This is a genomic window from Pseudomonas marginalis, assembly GCF_008692035.1.
Classification (GTDB): Bacteria; Pseudomonadota; Gammaproteobacteria; order Pseudomonadales; family Pseudomonadaceae; genus Aquipseudomonas; species Aquipseudomonas marginalis.
Map to the genome: position 1 here is coordinate 1,272,015 of NZ_VTFG01000001.1, position 15,923 is coordinate 1,287,937.

The window sequence follows — 15,923 nt, forward strand, 5'->3', positions numbered from 1 at the left end:
CTATCGGCTGCTGGCTTCGCTCAGGTTGTTCTGGGTGGATGCACCAATGCCGATGATCGACGCGGACGGCACCAGTTGGCTGATAAAGCGGTTCCAGCGCGTGATATTCGCCGGGCCGACAAACACCACGTCCTGGGGCTGCACATCAAAACGCGTGGCCAGGGCCATGGCCGAGGGGGAGCCGGCTTGCAACTGGAACACCTTGGCCGGTTCCACATCGATGTTCTGCGCGCCGCGAATCACGTAGATGGCATCGGCGTTGGAGGTGTTCTGGTTGACCCCGCCCACTGAACCCAGCACGTCGGAGAGGTTCATGCTGCGGGTCTTGAAACTCAGCGCGCGGGGTTGCATCACCTCGCCCATCACGTAGATGCGCTTGCGGTCGTTGTAGGCCAGGTACAGCTGGTCGCCGTCCTTGAGGTAGATGTCATTCAGGCGCGACTGCTCAAGGTTGAGCGTGTCGAGGTCCAGGGTGTAGCGCTTGCCGCCACGGGTGAGGGTGAGGTTCGACAGGTCGGCGTTGATCGGGTCGATCCCGGCGGCGCCGAGGGCCTCGCTGACGTTCATGGCAATGGTGGTGAGGGGCACCGGCCCGGCCTTGAGCACCGCGCCGCTGATCACCACTTTCTGGCTGGCAAAGCGCAACACGCTGACATCCACCTGGGGGCTGTCGATGTACTGGCGCAGCTTGTCGGTGATCTCGCTGCGCAGCGCTTCAATGCTGCGACCCTTGGCAACCACCTCGCCGACGTAGGGATAAAACAGGTTGCCCTCGGGGCTGACCAGGCGACCGTTGGCATCGATCTGCTGCTGCGGGCCGGACGGCGCGGTAAGTTCAGGGTGATCCCACACCGTGATATACAGCGCGTCATTGGCGCCGATCAAATACGGCCCGGGTTTATAACTCAAGAGTTCTGCTGGAATGGAATAAGGCACATGACTTGCCGCGTCCATGGCCAATAACTTTGGGGTGATCGGAATTAAATCCACGCGACTGTTTTCAGGCCCGCCCTCTTCGGTCAGGGCGGCCGTGTCCATAGATTGACCCGGGGCAAACATGCAGCCTTGCAATAATGCAGCGGCCACGGCTGCAATAGAAAAAATACGCATCATAGTGCTAGAACACTCGCGATAGACGACAAGAAAAAAAGACCACTTGGGCGGGGATTCCAAGCGGTCTTAAAAGCGGAAGGTGTACGACTAGTTGCTGGTACCCGTAGTGCCGGTGGTGCCGGTAGTACCCGTGGTGGTGCCGCCATTGGAGCTGCCGCCGCTGTTGGAAACAGCGGCAACACCGGCAACCAGGGCAGTGCCGACCAACAACGTTTGCCCCACCGTAACGGTTCCGGCCACTGTGGTATCAAGCCCCAACGGCAACTCGTCGGCCATCGCCGAGGTACTCAAGACACTGAGTACCAGAATAGCCAGTGATTTTCTCATTTCAGACTCCTTATCATCAGTGAGCAGGCAAACCGATAGTGCCATTCAACTAAACAGCACACCAGACAGATAATATTCAGCCGACTTAGTTGAAAATAACGTTTTCCCGGCAAGCCCCGGCCTTCAATGCATTGCGCCCGGTAAAGTTATTAAAAACGTTATTAATTGTCGGAAAACCTCAGGCCCTGCCGTACTTGTCTTCGAAGCGCACAATATCGTCTTCGCCCAGATAAGAGCCCGACTGCACTTCGATCAACTCCAGCGGGATCACCCCCGGGTTTTCCAGGGCGTGCACCTGGCCGATGGGGATATAGGTCGACTGGTTTTCCGACACCAGGTAAGTCTGTTCGCCATTGGTCACCCGCGCCGTACCGCTGACCACGATCCAGTGCTCGGCGCGATGGTGGTGCATCTGCACCGACAACTTGGCCCCCGGTTTCACCGTGATGCGCTTGACCTGATAGCGCTGGCCGTTGTCCACCGAGTCGTACATGCCCCATGGCCGATACACCTCGCGGTGGTTGAGATGCTCATGGCGCCCGGCCTGCTTGAGCAGGTCGACGATGGCCTTGACCTGCTGCACCTGGTCCTTGTGGGCCACCAGCACCGCGTCCTTGGTCTCGACAATGATCAGGTCCTGCACCCCCACCGTGGCCACCAGCCGACTGTCGGCGTGGACGTAGGTGTCACGGGTGTCCAGGCTCAGCCCGTCGCCGCGTATCACATTGCCGCTGGCATCTTTTTCGCTGGCCTCCCACAACGCCGACCACGAGCCGATATCACTCCAGCCGGCCTGCAACGGCACCATCACCGCGTCATGGGTGGTTTCCATCACCGCGTAATCGATGGAATCGTCCGGGCACGCGGCAAAGGTCGCGGCATGCACGCGGGTGAAGGGTTGATCCTGGCTGCCGCCCTCCAGCGCCACGCGACAGGCCTCGAGGATCGCCGGCTGGAAGCGCTCCAGCTCCTCCAGGTACCGGCTGGCGCGGAACATGAACATGCCGCTGTTCCAGTAATACCCGCCGCTGGCCAGGTACGCCGCAGCGGTGGCGGCGTCCGGCTTCTCCACAAAGCGCTTGACCCGATAACCGCCCTCGCCCGCCGCCGCGCCTTGTTCGATATAGCCGTAGCCGGTATGGGCGCAGGTGGGCGTGATCCCGAAGGTCACCAGCTTGCCGTCGCGGGCCAGCGGCAGCGCTACTTCCAGGCTGGCATGAAACGCCGGGATGTCTTCGATCAAATGGTCCGCCGCCAGCACCAGCAGGATCGGGTCCTGGTGCTCGGCCAGCGCCTTGCACGCCGCCAGCGCGATGGCCGGCGCCGTGTTGCGCCCCACCGGTTCCAACAGGATGCTGGCCTGTTCCATGCCCAACTGGCGCAATTGCTCGGCCACCAGGAAGCGATGCTGCTCATTGCAGATCAACTGCGGCAGCGCGACGTTGGCGCCTTCCAGCCGCGTGATGGTCTGCTGCAGCATCGACAGGTGCGCGTCGGTCAGGCGCAGGAACTGCTTGGGGTTCAGCTGCCGCGAAAGCGGCCACAGGCGCGACCCCGAACCGCCTGCCATGATCACCGGTAACAACATGAGAGCGTCCTCGGGAGAGAGAGTCAGAAATAGGCGCGAGTGTGTTCATGCACCCGCGGGCTGATGCGCAGTTCGTCCTCGGACCACCAGCGGTAATGCTGGTGTTGCTCCGTGGGCGGTTGCAGGGTCTGGCCTTCGCCCAGGTCCAGGCAATAGCCGAGCACCACGTAATGGGTGTCCGGCCCGGCCCCGGCGTTGGCGAACACGCTGTCGTCGTAGAAGTGCTCGTACACCCCCATCAGCCGCGCCTCGGCGCGCTCGAACGGGTGTCCCAGTTCGTCGCGGGTGATGCGCCGGAAGGCGTTGTCGAGGTGTTCGTTTTTCTGGATACGCCCGCCGGGCACGAACCAGAAACCATAGGCCGGCCGATTGACGCGCAGGCCCAGCAGGACCTCGCCACGGGCGTTTCTCACCACCAGGTCGATCGCCACCAGCGGCGTCGATGCCACGACCGTATTGAAGGTCGGTAAATCAAGCCACATACCCATCAGACCTGTGCCATAAAGCGTTGCAGAATACGTTCCTTGTCGAGGAACTCCTTGGCGTAGTTCAGCGCCACCTCATTGCGCGCAGGCAATGCCAGTGCCCGCTCGATCCCGGTGTTCAGCGCGGCGACGGACTCCGGTTCAGCCAGCACCGCAATGCCCGGGTGTTCCTCGCAAAGGCGGCCGAGGGTGGTGCCGGGGTCGGCGGTGATGATGGCGTGGCCGCCCACCGCGAGGATATTGGTCAGCTTGGAAGGCAGCACCGCGTCCGCCACCCCGCGCTTCTGGATCACCAGGTGCACGTCGGCCGAGGCCAGCAGCACCGGCAGATCCTCGTAGGGCTGCAACGGCGCAAACAGCACGTTGCGCAGGCCATCGCGCTGTACACGCTCGAGCAAGCGGGCCTTGCCGGTGCCCTGGCCGACGATCAGGAACACCAGCTCCGGGCGATCGGCATAGGCCTGGGCAGCGTCGAGGATCAGTTCCAGGCCCTGCTTCTCGCCGATATTGCCGGAGTACAACAACACCCTTTGGCCCGGCGCCACACCCAGGCGCTGCAGCAGCCCGGGGCTGCGGGGCACCTGGCGAAAGCGGGCGGTCTCCGACCAATTGGGAAAGAACAGCAGGCGCTTGCCGTTCACGCCTTTGCCCCGGGCCTTGTCGAGCATGCCGCTGGAAATCGTCGAGACCCGGTCAAAGCGCCGCAACAGCCAGCGTTCAAGCCCAAACGCCAGGCGCCGCACAAGGGAGCCGCCACCGATGCCGAGGCCGAACATCGCGTCCACTTCGTAATCCTGGATATGCAGCACCGAGCGCGCGCCACTCAGCTTGGCCAACAACAGTGCCTGGGGCGCACAAAACAGCGTGGGCACCACCAGGATCACCAGGTCCGGTTTCCAGCGCCAGTGCCCCATGACCGCCAAAAACGAACTGGCGGAAAAGCTCATCAGGTGCAGCAGGCGCGTCAACGCCGTGGGCTGGCGTGGCACATACAGCGGGCAGCGAATCACCGTCACGCCGTCGTCCTGCTCGGTGCGAAAGCGCCACGGCGAATAGCCCTCGCCCACCTGCCACTGCGGGTAATACGGCGGCGCCGTCACCACTCGCACCTCATGGCCCTGGCCTGCCAGCCAGCGCGCCTGTTCACCGCTGTACTTGCCGATGCCGGTGAGCTCCGGGCTGTAGTTGATGCCGTACAGGAGGATCTTCATCAGTGGCCCCGAGGCTGTTCGAGGGCCGCGAGGTAAGCGTTGTAGGCGTCGCGCAGGCCCTCTTCCAGCGGCACATAGGCTTCCCAGCCGAGGGCATTGATCCGGCTCACATCCAGCAGCTTGCGCGGTGCTCCGTCGGGCTTGCTCGCGTCAAAGCGCAACTGCCCCTTGAAGCCGGTGACCCGCACCAGCGCCTGGGCCAGTTCGGCGATGGTGCAATCCACCCCGGTACCGACGTTCAAATGCGAACGCATCGGCTGGGTCTGCTCGCGGTAGCGTTCCTGGCTGAGCTCCATCACATGCACGCTGGCCGCCGCCATGTCATCCACATGCAGGAACTCGCGCCGTGGCTTGCCACTGCCCCAGATCACCACTTCCTCATCGCCGCGCTGGGTCGCCTCATGGAAGCGCCGCAGCAAGGCGGCGATCACATGGCTGTTCTGCGGGTGGTAGTTGTCGCCCGGCCCGTACAGGTTGGTGGGCATCACGCTGCGGTAATCGCGGCCATGCTGGCGGTTGTAGCTTTCGCACAGCTTGATCCCGGCGATCTTGGCCACCGCGTAGGGTTCGTTGGTGGGTTCCAGCGCGCCGTCGAGCAACACCGCTTCGATCATCGGTTGCGGGGCATGCACCGGGTAGATGCAGGACGAGCCCAGGAACAACAGCTTCTCCACGCCATGGCTGTGGGCGGCGTGGATCACGTTGGCCTGGATCATCAGGTTCTGGTAGATGAAATCGGCCGGGTACGTTGCGTTGGCGTGAATCCCGCCGACCTTGGCGGCCGCCAGGTACACCTGGTCCACACGGTGCCGGGCGAAGTACGCCTGCACCGCGGCCGGGTCGAGCAGGTCCAGTTCGTCACGACCGGCGGTGAGCAACTGTGTGTAGCCCAAGGCCCACAGGCGCCGCACGATGGCCGAGCCGACCATGCCGCGATGGCCGGCCACGAAGATCCGCGCATCAAAGTCACGTGCCATGCTCAGTTCTCCACGGCAATCGGTGCGTCATGCCCGTGCAGGCGCAACAAGGCGTGGCGCTGGGCGACCTTGAGGTCTTCGCGGACCATCTCCGCGCACATTTCCTGGGCGCTGATTTCCGGCACCCAGCCGAGCAGGCGCTTGGCCTTGGACGGGTCGCCCAACAGCGTCTCGACTTCCGCCGGGCGGAAGTAACGCGGGTCGACGCGCACAATCACATCGCCCACCAGGATGCCCGGCGCCAGGTCGCCGTCGATCCGCTCGACCACCGCCACCTCTTCCACGCCCTCGCCGACAAAGCGCAGATGCAGCCCCAGTTCCGCCGCCGACCAGCGAATAAAGTCGCGCACCGAATACTGCACACCGGTGGCGATGACAAAGTCCTCGGGGTGTTCCTGTTGCAGCATCATCCACTGCATGCGCACGTAGTCCTTGGCATGGCCCCAGTCGCGCAGTGCATCCATGTTGCCCATGTACAGGCACTGTTCCAGGCCCAGGGCGATGTTGCTCAGGGCGCGGGTGATCTTGCGCGTCACGAAGGTTTCACCGCGACGCGGCGACTCGTGGTTGAACAGGATGCCGTTGCACGCATACAGCCCATAGGCTTCGCGGAAGTTCACGGTGATCCAGTAGGCGTACAGCTTGGCCACCGCATAGGGCGAACGCGGGTAGAACGGCGTGGTTTCCTTCTGCGGGGTTTCCTGCACCAGCCCGTACAGCTCGGAGGTCGAGGCCTGGTAGAAACGGGTCTTCTTTTCCAGGCCCAGCAGGCGGATCGCCTCGAGGATGCGCAAGGTGCCGAGGGCATCCACATCGGCGGTGTATTCCGGCGAATCAAAGCTCACCGCCACATGGGATTGGGCGCCGAGGTTGTAGATTTCATCGGGCTGGATCTGCTGGATGATACGCGTCAGGTTCGACGAATCCGCCAGGTCGCCATAGTGCAGGATCAGGTTTTTACGCAGGGCCTGGGGGTCCTGGTAAATATGATCGATGCGCTGGGTATTGAACGACGAAGAACGGCGCTTGAGGCCGTGCACGGTATAGCCTTTTTCCAGCAGCAGCTCGGCCAGGTACGAGCCATCCTGACCGGTGATCCCGGTAATAAGCGCGACTTTATTCATGTCTGTCTCCCAATTGATAGGCGAGCGAAGGCCGACACCCAGACTTGGGTGTTTGTTGAAAACGCTCAGTTACTTCGGTGTGGGCAGGTTCAAGTTATGGCCGGTCAACTTTGAGAGTTCCCGGACAATGGCTTCCTTATCGTTTAAGTGCGCAATCGCGGTTTCCAGTTCGAGCACTTTGGCGCCCACCAGAAAGCGGTACCAATAGCCCTGGAGCAGGTGATAGACCAGGCCGCTGCGGCCATCGAGAAACCCCAGCTGGATGATGTAGCGCCACAGGAAATACGCGGTGGAACTGAGGGTGAACGGCACGCGGTTGTACACGCGGTTCTTGACCAGGCGCTTGGCCTTGGCCTGGAACGAACTCTGCCCGGCATGCAGTTCATCGCGTATCGCAAACAGCCCCAGCCGCGCGTTAAGCACTTCAATCGCTTCGCGGGTGGCGTACTGGTTGTGCTTGTGGGTGAAGAAGGTCAAGTCATGCAGGTTATGGTCGGCAAACCCGCCGTCGAGGGTGATGGTGCGGCCCTCGGCGACCGAGATGTGCTCGTCCATCCAACGGTCCTCCATGCGCCCCTGGCCGGTGCGCCACAGCCGCAGCATCTTCAACGGGTAGCGGCCGCCATGGCGCACCCAGCGCCCCATGAAGATATGTTTGCGCTTGAAGTTGATGCCGGTGATGTCCCGGGCCAGGGTCGGCAGCCGGGTATTGATCGCGGCGGCAAGGTCGGCCTCGATGATTTCGTCGGCGTCCAGGCGCATCGTCCAGTTGCCGGTAATCGGCAGGTGATCCAGCGCCCACTGGAACTGCTTGGCCTGGTTGACGAAGGCGTGCTGCACCACCAGCGCGCCATGGCGCCGGGCGATGTCGCAGGTGTCGTCGGTGGAAAACGAATCGACCACCAGCACTTCGTCGCTGAAGGCCCGTACCGACTCGATGGCCCGGGCGATATGCAGGCTTTCGTTGTAGGTGAGGATGATCACACTGACGGTTTCGCGCTTCATATCAGCCACCGTGCATCTGCAGGACTTCGGTGGTGAGCCGGCGCGGTGAACGCGCGGCCCGGAAGTGGCTTTCCAGGGGCAGCCCCACGGCGATCATCATGATCAACCGCTCGCTGGCCGGGATGGCGCCGATGCCACGGATCTTCTTTTCCACCGAATTGAGGATCGCCAGGTTCAGCGGGCACGCACCCAGGCCATTGGCGTGGCAGGCCAGCAGCAGGCCCATGGAAAACAACGCACCGTCGACGTAAAGCTGGTTGCGCTGCCCCGCGCCGCCCCAGGCGGTGACTTCGGACGTGACCACAAACAGGTTGTCCACCGACTGCGCAAACCCGCGCGAGCCGCCTTGCAGCTCCAGCAGCTGCGCGATCACCGCACGGTCCTGATACACATGCACCCGCGACGACTGCCGGTTGCATTGCGAGGGTGACGACTGCGCCAATTCCACCAGGGACGTCAGCAGGCCACTGTCGATCTTGCCGGCCTGGAACATGCGGCAACTGGAGCGCGATTGCAGGAACGCCTTGGCATCCAGCCCGCCATTGCCCAGCCACGGCGCTGCACGCTTGATACCGCCGCTGCCGGCGGTGCCGTCGCGCTTGAGGTGCTCCACATAGGCATCCAGGTAAAACACGAAGTCATCGCTGATGCCGAGGGTGCGGTGCAGCTCGAGGTAACCCTGGAACGCGCCGAGGGCCATCTCCACCGGCAGCGCCGAATACGTGCGGTCGTATTCGTTGAGCATATGGATGATGCCGTTGATCTTGTCCTTGCCGAACAGCGGCTTGGGTTCCTTGAGGGACAGGCCCTTTTCCACGGTGTGGGTTTCGATGAGGATTTTGTAGAACAGCTTCTTGTTGCGGCTTTCCAACGGCGAGTAACCGTTGTGGCGAATAAACGTGAGCATGTCGCGAAAGAACTCGCTGACGAAATACATCAACTTCCATGCCTTATCCATCATGGGTTTCACCTGTTTCATAGTGCGATGTCTCTCGTTTTGAGGGGGCGGCACGGCGCACCGACGCAAATCATCCAGGCCGGCTGGCTGGCCGTGACCACCGAGCGCGCGCCGACCACGCAGCCCTCCTCCAGCACGCAACCGGGGTGGATAAAGGCCTCGGCGGCGACCCACACGTGGTCCTTGATCACGATCTCGCGAGTCACCAAGGGCCGCAACAGGCTGCGGGTGTCGTGGCTGCCGGTGCACAGGAAGCTGCGCTGGCTGATGGTGACTTTGGAGCCCAGGGTGATTTTGGCCATGGCGTACACATCGACCCCATCGCCGATGGCGGTGTAGTCGCCGATCTCCAGGTTCCACGGTGCCCAGATGCTGCACGTGGGCGCGATGCGGCAGCCCACGCCGACCTTGGCGCCAAAGCAGCGCAGCAACCAACGCCGCCAGTTGTGCAGCATCCAGCGCGGCGTGGGACGAAACAGCAGCTGGTAGACGATGCCCCACAACAGCCGGCGCGCCTTGTTGCTGCGCGGCAGGGTGTCGACGTACTTGAGTTGCGCGAAGTCGCTCATGACCGCAGCGCCGCCAGTTGTTCCAACAGGTAGCGCTCGCCCACCTGTTGCAGGGCCTGGCGCCGGGCCCGCACCGCCACCCAGTCGATGGGCGCCGCGATCAAGGCGTGCACCTGGTCGGCATCGTCTGCCGGCAGGAAGCGTTGCGACAGCTCCAGCTTCTCCAGCAGGTTGCGCACACGGGCGTTCAGCGAGGCCTTGTTGCCCGGCAACCCCACGGCGATAAACGGCTTCTCGAAAATGATCGCGAACACCGTGGCGTGGAAGGAGTTGGTCACCACGTAGGCGCTCTCCTTGAGCAACTTGAGCCAATCCTGCGGGCCCACCTGCACGGTCTCGCCGATCTGCCGCCAGCGCCGATGCGCGTTGTACGGCGAGACAATCGGCCCGGCCACCTGCCGCGACAGCGCCTGGGCCACTTCGCGCACGCCCACGCCGGTGCGCAGCGCATAGCAGAACACGTGGCCGGTGCGGGTCTGGGTGGACGTGGCGAGCAGCGCCGAATAGTCGCGGTGCAGCAGCGTCGGGTCCGGCACGCACTGGGCAGCCAGCCCCGAGACCTGCTGCACGATGCTCACCCCGCTCTCCTCGCGCACACTGATCGCCGACAGTTGCTTGAGCAGACCCTCGGCTTCGGCATGGTACTGCGGCTCCAGGTATTCCTTGCCGAAACTCGCGGCGTAGGAGATGCGCCGGATCGCCTTGTCGCAGTCGAAGGCCAGGAAGTACGCCGGGTCGAGGCCGGTCTGGCCCGAGGGGTTCCAGATCTGGTCGCTGCCGGCCACCAGCAACTGCTGGCCGGCCACCGCCTGGTGGAGCTGGTGGGCGTGGGCGTAACGCGGCGCCTGGATATTCAGGAAGCGCGTCTTGAACGCCTCGAACTGGCGCGACTGGGCATTCGGCCCCAGCACCCGGGTTTTCAACGCCAGGGCCTTGAGGTACAGGGCCTTGAGGTTGGCCTTGAGCTGGCGCGGGTTGAACAGCTGGCGGATCTCGCTGCCATCCTCCACGTAGGCCGGGTGGTAGTTGATCAGGCTTACCTGCAAGCCCTGTTGCTGCAACCAGCGCTGCAAGGCATAGGCTTGCAGCACCGCGCCGAAGTTTTCGCTGAAGTGGTACGTCAGTATCCCGGCCCTGATGGGGCTAGCAGGTGCGTTCATGATCCAGCCTGTTTCAGTAAGTAATTGGGGTAAACCGCCTGGCGGGCAGGCGCAGCCTTGTTGAGCAGGCCGATGAACATCGACCACACCAGCAGGTAGCTGCCATCGAAGGTGGTGAAGAACTGGTAGCTGGTCTTGAACGAGAAAATCAGCAGGATCGCCACCACGGCCAGGGATACCGGGCTGCGCGGCAAACCGCTGAACAGCAGGCAAAACAGCGCCACGCCGAGCACCCCCAGCTTGGCGGTCACGCCCCAGTAGCCGTTCTCGATATCGAACTTGGAGTTCTCGAACCAGCGCTCGTCATTGGTGGGCACGCCGGGGGTCAATTGCTTGGCCAGGCCATTGCCCAGGAACACCGTGGCCGGGTTGTCGAGAAACGATTCCTTGGCATGGGCGATCTCGAACGCACGGGTCACGTCCTCGCCCTTCTCCTCGAACAGGTAAGTGGCAAAGCGCGACACCGCCAAGGGGCTGGCATAGAACGTCAGCGTGCCCAGCGCGCCGATGGCCACCACCAGCACCGCCAACGACTTGAGCTTGCGCTGGGTAATCGCCGACAACAGGATCATCACCGCCATCGCCGCGAGGATGGTCTTGGACCCGGCCGCCAGCAGCGTGACCGCGAGAATCAGCATCAGGCCGATCCTGCGCTGGCAACAGGCATAGAAAAACAGCAGCACCGCCGAGCTGGTGGGGAACAACATGATCCGCCCGACTTCGTCGCTGGACTTGGACGCGGCGTTGGTCAGGTCGATGCCCACGCCATACAGGCTGACCTGGAGCAACTGGCCAAGGGCGAAGATGTAGATGATGCGTTCGAGGATGCGCCGGTAGTTGACACTATGGGCCCGGGCGATTGTTTCCACATGGGCCAGCACATGGCGGTACCCGGCCAGCAGCAGCACAAAATAGAAAAACGGAATGCCGGAACGCAGGAACTGGTACAGCGAGATGTTCGCCCCGCTGCTCACCAATACCTGCAACACACTGGACGCAACCACCAGCGCCAGCAATGGCAGCGCGCGGGTAAAGCCACGCGCCGCGTACACCACGAACGGCAGCAACAGCAGCAACGCCACCGGTTGCGAGAGGTTGTTGCTCAGCGCCAGGGGCAAGGCGAAGAACGTCAGCGGCAGGTAGAGGGTCAGGCGCGCCTGGGACAGCATCATGGGCCGACCTCCCCCACGCGAATCACCCGCAGGTACACCAACACCACCAGTTCCGGCAGCGACAGCAACAGCGACGCGCCCAGCAGCGGATCGATGCGCTCCTTGCATGCCAGCCACAGCAGCAAGGCTGCCACGCTGCTCAGCGCATAGATCACTGAGGTGAGGGTGTGGCGATTGGTGGAAATCAGCATCGCCGCGAGGATGAACCAGGCCACATTCAAAATCGTATGGGAGCCGATCAGCGCCAAGGACAGGCGATCGACCTGCACCAGGCCATGGCTCCACAGCAGGATGACCTGCGGCCCGGCCCAGATCCCCGCGGCATACACCAGCAGGCACAGGCCCAGTACCAGGGAGCTGGCGCGCTGGGTAAAGCGTCGTGCCTGTTCGAACTCGCCGCGCCCGGCCAGCCGTGAGATCTCCGGGGTCAGGGCGTTGCTGCAGGTGATGCCCAACTGGATGATCAGGCGCATCAGGGTGCGCGCCATGGTGTAACCCACCACCACCGCCGGGCCGGCGATCTGGTTGAGCACTTGCAGGCCGCCTTGCAGGGTGATCGCCTGCGCCAGCGGGATCGCCGCGCTGCCCAGCGCCGGTTTCCAGATACCACGGAACTCGGCCCAGGACGCCGACCCCAGCCCCAGCAGCGGCCAGGGTGAAATCCGCCGCACAAACAGGGTCACCAGCACCAGGAACAGCACCTGGCTGAAAAACATGCCCTGGGCCAATTGCAGTTCGGAGCCACCCAGCAGCAGCACGACGATGGACAGCACAATGTCCAGGGTCCTGCGGTTGGCCATGATGAAGACGCCGCCGACGGTTCTGTCGATGGTGCGAAACCAGGCGTCGATCGGCCCACCCAGCAAGCGCGTGCACAGGTAGCCGGACATGAACAGCACCACCAGGCCGGCCTGCTCGGCGGTCAAGGTCTTGAGCCCGAGCAGTGACACCCAGTCGAGCCACTGGCCCAAGGTCAGGGCGAATACCAGCACCAGCGCGACCACCGCCAGGGTAAAGGCCAGCGCGGTCTGCACACTGCGCCGCGCCCCCGGCACATCGCCCTGGCTCGCACGCAGCGTGGCGCTGGTGGCCGACGCCTGGGCCACACCCAGGTCCAGCAGGCTGAGCATCGACGGAATACCGGTGAGCACCAGCCAATCGGCATAGCGTCCGGTGCCCCAGGCGTGCAGGAAGAACGGCACCAGCACCAGTTGCGCCGCCAGCGTCACCAGTTGGGTGTAGCCGTAGCTCAGCACGTTGAGGCGAAACCGTCGCGACAACGAGCGCGGCATTTCAAGCACTTTGCTCATGGTCGTCAGGCCTTGTCGGACTGATAGGCGTAGCTGTAGTAGCCGTAGTCGCCATAGCCGTAGCTGGCGGACCGGCGTTTTTCCACACCATTGAAGATCGCACCCTTGAGCTCGATGCCGTTCTGATGGAAGCGGCGCAGGGTCAACTCGATCTCCTTCGCCGAGTTCACGCCAAAACGGGTGACCATCAGGCTGGTGCCGGCCTGGCGCCCGACAATCGCGGCATCGGTCACCGCCAGCAAGGGCGGCGTGTCGATGATCACCAGGTCATAGCGCTCGCTGACTTCGGCCAGCAACGCGGCGAAGTTGGGGTGCATCAGCAGTTCCGATGGGTTGGGCGGGATCTGCCCACGGCCGATGAAATCGAAGCGCTCCACGGCGGTCGGGTGAATCGCTTCCTGCAGATCACAGCGCTTGGCGAGCAGGTCGGACAACCCCGCCTCCACCGCCTTGCCGAGCATCTTGTGCAAGTAGCCCTTGCGCATGTCGGCATCGATCAACAGCACGCGCTGGCCCGACTGCGCGACAATCGCCGCCAGGTTGGCCGAGACAAACGTCTTGCCCACCTCGGGGCTCGGGCCGGTGATCATCAGGCGGTTGTTCCTGGCCTCGAGCATGGCGAAGTGCAGGCTGGTGCGCAGGCTGCGCATGGCTTCCATCACCAGGTCATGGGGGTGATTGACCGCCAGCAGCGACGGTGCGCCGGAGCGGCCCTTGGCGGCGTTGGTTTCCTCGGCCTTTTGCAACAGGCTGAAGGGGATCGAGGCGTACACCGGCAGGCCGAGTTTCTCGATCTCATCCGGGCTTTCCAGGCCACGGTTGAGCAGGCTGCGCACCAGCACGATGCCCACCGAGAGCATGCCGCCGAGCAGCATCGCCAGCAGCACCACGATGACCTTGCGCGGCGCCACAGGCTTGGCCAGGTTGACGTCGGCACTGTCGATCAAACGCACGTTGCCCACGGTGCCGGCGCGCATTACGTCGAGCTCCTGGGAGCGGTTGAGCAACTGGGTGTAGATCTCGGTGCCCACTTGCACGTCGCGGGTCAGGCTGAGCAATTCCTGCTGGGTCGTGGGCAAGCCTTCGACGCGCTTGGTCATCTGCGCCTGCTTGGCATTGAGTTCCGCCAGCTTGGCGATCAAGGCGCGATAAGCCGGGTGCTGGGGGGTGAACTTGCGGTCCATCTCGGCCTGTTGCAGCTTGAGTTCGGAGATGCCGGTGTCCAGGGCCACCACCTGGTCGAGCACGGCCTTGGCCTCGAGGCTGATGTCGATGGATTTGCTGCGGGTCTGGAAGCGGTTCAAGGCGTTCTCGGCCTTCTCCAGGTCGCGACGCACCTGGGGCAACTGGTCATTGAGGAACGACAGGCTCTGCGCAGCCTCGGCCGAGGTGCGGTCGACGTTCTGCTTCACATACAGGTTGGAGATTTCATTCAGCGTCCGCACCGCCAGGGCCGGGCGCGTACTCTCCAGGGACAGGCTGATGATGCCCGACTCCTTGCCGCGTTCGATCACGGTGAGCAGGTCCTGGTAGTCGGCCACCGTGTCCAGGCGCGGCTTGCGCACGATCTTGAAATGCGCGCCCGGATTGGCCCGCAGCTCCTTGACCAGCACCTCGACGCCGTCGGCGGCAAACGGCACGCCGACGCTTCCTGCGGCGATCTCGACGCCGTCCTCATCAAATAACGTGTAGGCCTGGGCCTCGCCGGCCACCAGTACCAGGGTGGTCCCGAGCAACGCCGTCGGCAGGTTCAAGCGGCTCAGCGCCAGGGCCTCGCCCCCTGCCGACCAGCGGCTGAAACCGAACAGCGGCGGCGCAATATCGCCCTTGTGTTCAGGCGCATAACGCCGCGCGAGGAAGCCACCGATCAACGGAAAATGCTGCGGCGTGACAGTGATGTCCAACGCCAGGGTATCGACGGTCTTGCCAATGATGGTGCGCGACTTGATCAGCTCGATCTCGGTCACCGCCGGCGATTCCTTGCCCAGCAGGCTACTGACGTCGGAGAAACCGAGCATGTCGTTCTTCTTCGGCTCCACCTGGATCAACGCATTCGCCTGGAACACCGGCGCCGCCAGAATCGCGTAGGCGGCACCGATCAGCATGCAGGTGCCGGTGATCCCGGCGATCAGCCATTTGTGATCGATCAGGTTGCCGAGCATGCCGAGCACATCGATCTCGTCACGGTGAGGGCTTTCAGGGGAAGCGTTCTGGGGTGAATACATAAATCGCGTCTTCGTCCTTGCAATCGTTTAAAGAGGGGGCGTCAGCGCGCCAGGCGCTGGGCCCAGGCCTGTGCGGCCTGTTCGATCAAGGCATAGGCCTGCACAAAGGCGGGCTTGCCCTGGCGATAGGGGTCGGTGATCTCGCGATCGTGCTGCCACTTGCCCAACAGGAAGACCTTGCCCCGCGCCTCGGGGGCGAGGTCGAGCACGCCGTCGATGTGCCGTTGCTCCATCACCAGGATCAGGTCGGCCTCACTCACGGCTTCAACGCTGAGTTGCCGCGCCTTGTGTGCCCGGGGAACATGTCCATGCTCCTGCAGCACTTGCCCGGCCGTCGGTTCCAGCGGATGGTCACGCAACGCCGCCAAGCCCGCCGAACTCACCGTGATTCCGGAGGACGTCAGTGCGGCCCCCAGCAAGTGTTCCGCCGTGGGGCTGCGGCAGATGTTGCCGATGCACACAATCAATATCTTTTTGAACAAGGCAACCTCCCACGCACCGCACACTTATTCTTCGGCAAAAGGGACGACCTTATTTAATGAGTTGCAACTAACGACCGAGTAATTATGACCACAGCCTACAAACCGAGACCATCTATCGCGCAAGACAAAAAATAACAATCCCGGCATTAACCGACTAAAACTAACATTCCGGTATTTTTGTACCGTCCCATAATAAAGTGCGATTTTAATGCACCAG

General features: G+C 63.1%; 15 protein-coding genes. All 15 read right to left on the bottom strand.

Annotation, left to right across the window (positions count from 1 at the left end; all coding sequences use genetic code 11):
- The gene (locus tag FX984_RS05455) at positions 1-1,113 is read right to left on the bottom strand and encodes a polysaccharide biosynthesis/export family protein (RefSeq protein WP_027608675.1); all 1,113 of its coding nucleotides are present in this window, start codon (positions 1,111-1,113) and stop codon (positions 1-3) included.
- An 87-nt stretch (positions 1,114-1,200) separates the two neighbouring features.
- On the bottom strand, positions 1,201-1,440 hold the full coding sequence (locus tag FX984_RS05460) for a hypothetical protein (protein WP_027608676.1): 240 nt from the start codon (positions 1,438-1,440) through the stop codon (positions 1,201-1,203).
- A gap of 178 nt (positions 1,441-1,618) precedes the next feature.
- A complete protein-coding gene (locus FX984_RS05465; protein ID WP_146477985.1) occupies positions 1,619-3,028 on the bottom strand; it encodes a mannose-1-phosphate guanylyltransferase/mannose-6-phosphate isomerase in 1,410 nt (469 codons plus the stop codon).
- A 23-nt stretch (positions 3,029-3,051) separates the two neighbouring features.
- Positions 3,052-3,510 carry a GDP-mannose mannosyl hydrolase gene (locus FX984_RS05470; protein WP_027608678.1) on the bottom strand — a complete coding sequence of 153 codons (459 nt, stop codon included), beginning with the start codon at positions 3,508-3,510 and terminating at the stop codon, positions 3,052-3,054.
- Positions 3,511-3,515: 5 nt separating this feature from the next.
- Complete coding sequence (locus tag FX984_RS05475; protein ID WP_027608679.1) at positions 3,516-4,724, bottom strand: glycosyltransferase WbuB; 1,209 nt, start codon at positions 4,722-4,724, stop codon at positions 3,516-3,518.
- Complete coding sequence (fcl, locus tag FX984_RS05480) at positions 4,724-5,701, bottom strand: GDP-L-fucose synthase (RefSeq protein ID WP_065925164.1); 978 nt, start codon at positions 5,699-5,701, stop codon at positions 4,724-4,726. Before fcl ends, FX984_RS05475 begins: the two co-directional genes overlap by 1 nt.
- 2 nt (positions 5,702-5,703) lie before the next feature.
- Positions 5,704-6,825 carry a GDP-mannose 4,6-dehydratase gene (gene gmd, locus FX984_RS05485; RefSeq protein WP_027608681.1) on the bottom strand — a complete coding sequence of 374 codons (1,122 nt, stop codon included), beginning with the start codon at positions 6,823-6,825 and terminating at the stop codon, positions 5,704-5,706.
- 69 nt (positions 6,826-6,894) lie between these two features.
- Complete coding sequence (locus tag FX984_RS05490) at positions 6,895-7,830, bottom strand: glycosyltransferase family 2 protein (protein ID WP_027608682.1); 936 nt, start codon at positions 7,828-7,830, stop codon at positions 6,895-6,897.
- Between the two features lies 1 nt (position 7,831).
- The gene (locus tag FX984_RS05495) at positions 7,832-8,791 is read right to left on the bottom strand and encodes a nitroreductase family protein (protein WP_159440249.1); all 960 of its coding nucleotides are present in this window, start codon (positions 8,789-8,791) and stop codon (positions 7,832-7,834) included.
- Between the two features lie 14 nt (positions 8,792-8,805).
- Positions 8,806-9,357: an LbetaH domain-containing protein gene (locus FX984_RS05500; protein ID WP_027608684.1), complete on the bottom strand. Its 552-nt coding sequence runs from the start codon at positions 9,355-9,357 to the stop codon at positions 8,806-8,808.
- Positions 9,354-10,517 (bottom strand): polysaccharide pyruvyl transferase family protein, encoded by a 1,164-nt coding sequence (locus tag FX984_RS05505; RefSeq protein ID WP_146477983.1) that lies wholly within the window; start codon positions 10,515-10,517, stop codon positions 9,354-9,356. The genes FX984_RS05500 and FX984_RS05505 overlap by 4 nt, the downstream gene beginning before the upstream one ends.
- The gene (locus FX984_RS05510; RefSeq protein ID WP_092356699.1) at positions 10,514-11,689 is read right to left on the bottom strand and encodes an O-antigen ligase family protein; all 1,176 of its coding nucleotides are present in this window, start codon (positions 11,687-11,689) and stop codon (positions 10,514-10,516) included. Before FX984_RS05510 ends, FX984_RS05505 begins: the two co-directional genes overlap by 4 nt.
- Positions 11,686-12,999, bottom strand: coding sequence for a lipopolysaccharide biosynthesis protein (locus tag FX984_RS05515; protein WP_027608687.1), 1,314 nt, complete (start codon positions 12,997-12,999; stop codon positions 11,686-11,688). Before FX984_RS05515 ends, FX984_RS05510 begins: the two co-directional genes overlap by 4 nt.
- A gap of 5 nt (positions 13,000-13,004) precedes the next feature.
- Complete coding sequence (locus FX984_RS05520) at positions 13,005-15,224, bottom strand: polysaccharide biosynthesis tyrosine autokinase (RefSeq protein ID WP_108572799.1); 2,220 nt, start codon at positions 15,222-15,224, stop codon at positions 13,005-13,007.
- A 41-nt stretch (positions 15,225-15,265) separates the two neighbouring features.
- Positions 15,266-15,706 (bottom strand): low molecular weight protein-tyrosine-phosphatase, encoded by a 441-nt coding sequence (locus tag FX984_RS05525; RefSeq protein WP_027608688.1) that lies wholly within the window; start codon positions 15,704-15,706, stop codon positions 15,266-15,268.
- Positions 15,707-15,923: the final 217 nt, after the last annotated feature.

What these genes read in the sequence shown, in the direction of transcription:
- FX984_RS05455 (WP_027608675.1), bottom strand. Translation starts at nt 1,113, where the DNA reads ATGATGCGTATTTTTTCTATTGCAGCCGTGGCCGCTGCATTATTGCAA.
- FX984_RS05460 (WP_027608676.1), bottom strand. Translation starts at nt 1,440, where the DNA reads ATGAGAAAATCACTGGCTATTCTGGTACTCAGTGTCTTGAGTACCTCG.
- FX984_RS05465 (WP_146477985.1), bottom strand. Translation starts at nt 3,028, where the DNA reads ATGTTGTTACCGGTGATCATGGCAGGCGGTTCGGGGTCGCGCCTGTGG.
- FX984_RS05470 (WP_027608678.1), bottom strand. Translation starts at nt 3,510, where the DNA reads ATGTGGCTTGATTTACCGACCTTCAATACGGTCGTGGCATCGACGCCG.
- FX984_RS05475 (WP_027608679.1), bottom strand. Translation starts at nt 4,724, where the DNA reads ATGAAGATCCTCCTGTACGGCATCAACTACAGCCCGGAGCTCACCGGC.
- fcl (WP_065925164.1), bottom strand. Translation starts at nt 5,701, where the DNA reads ATGGCACGTGACTTTGATGCGCGGATCTTCGTGGCCGGCCATCGCGGC.
- gmd (WP_027608681.1), bottom strand. Translation starts at nt 6,825, where the DNA reads ATGAATAAAGTCGCGCTTATTACCGGGATCACCGGTCAGGATGGCTCG.
- FX984_RS05490 (WP_027608682.1), bottom strand. Translation starts at nt 7,830, where the DNA reads ATGAAGCGCGAAACCGTCAGTGTGATCATCCTCACCTACAACGAAAGC.
- FX984_RS05495 (WP_159440249.1), bottom strand. Translation starts at nt 8,791, where the DNA reads ATGATGGATAAGGCATGGAAGTTGATGTATTTCGTCAGCGAGTTCTTT.
- FX984_RS05500 (WP_027608684.1), bottom strand. Translation starts at nt 9,357, where the DNA reads ATGAGCGACTTCGCGCAACTCAAGTACGTCGACACCCTGCCGCGCAGC.
- FX984_RS05505 (WP_146477983.1), bottom strand. Translation starts at nt 10,517, where the DNA reads ATGAACGCACCTGCTAGCCCCATCAGGGCCGGGATACTGACGTACCAC.
- FX984_RS05510 (WP_092356699.1), bottom strand. Translation starts at nt 11,689, where the DNA reads ATGATGCTGTCCCAGGCGCGCCTGACCCTCTACCTGCCGCTGACGTTC.
- FX984_RS05515 (WP_027608687.1), bottom strand. Translation starts at nt 12,999, where the DNA reads ATGAGCAAAGTGCTTGAAATGCCGCGCTCGTTGTCGCGACGGTTTCGC.
- FX984_RS05520 (WP_108572799.1), bottom strand. Translation starts at nt 15,224, where the DNA reads ATGTATTCACCCCAGAACGCTTCCCCTGAAAGCCCTCACCGTGACGAG.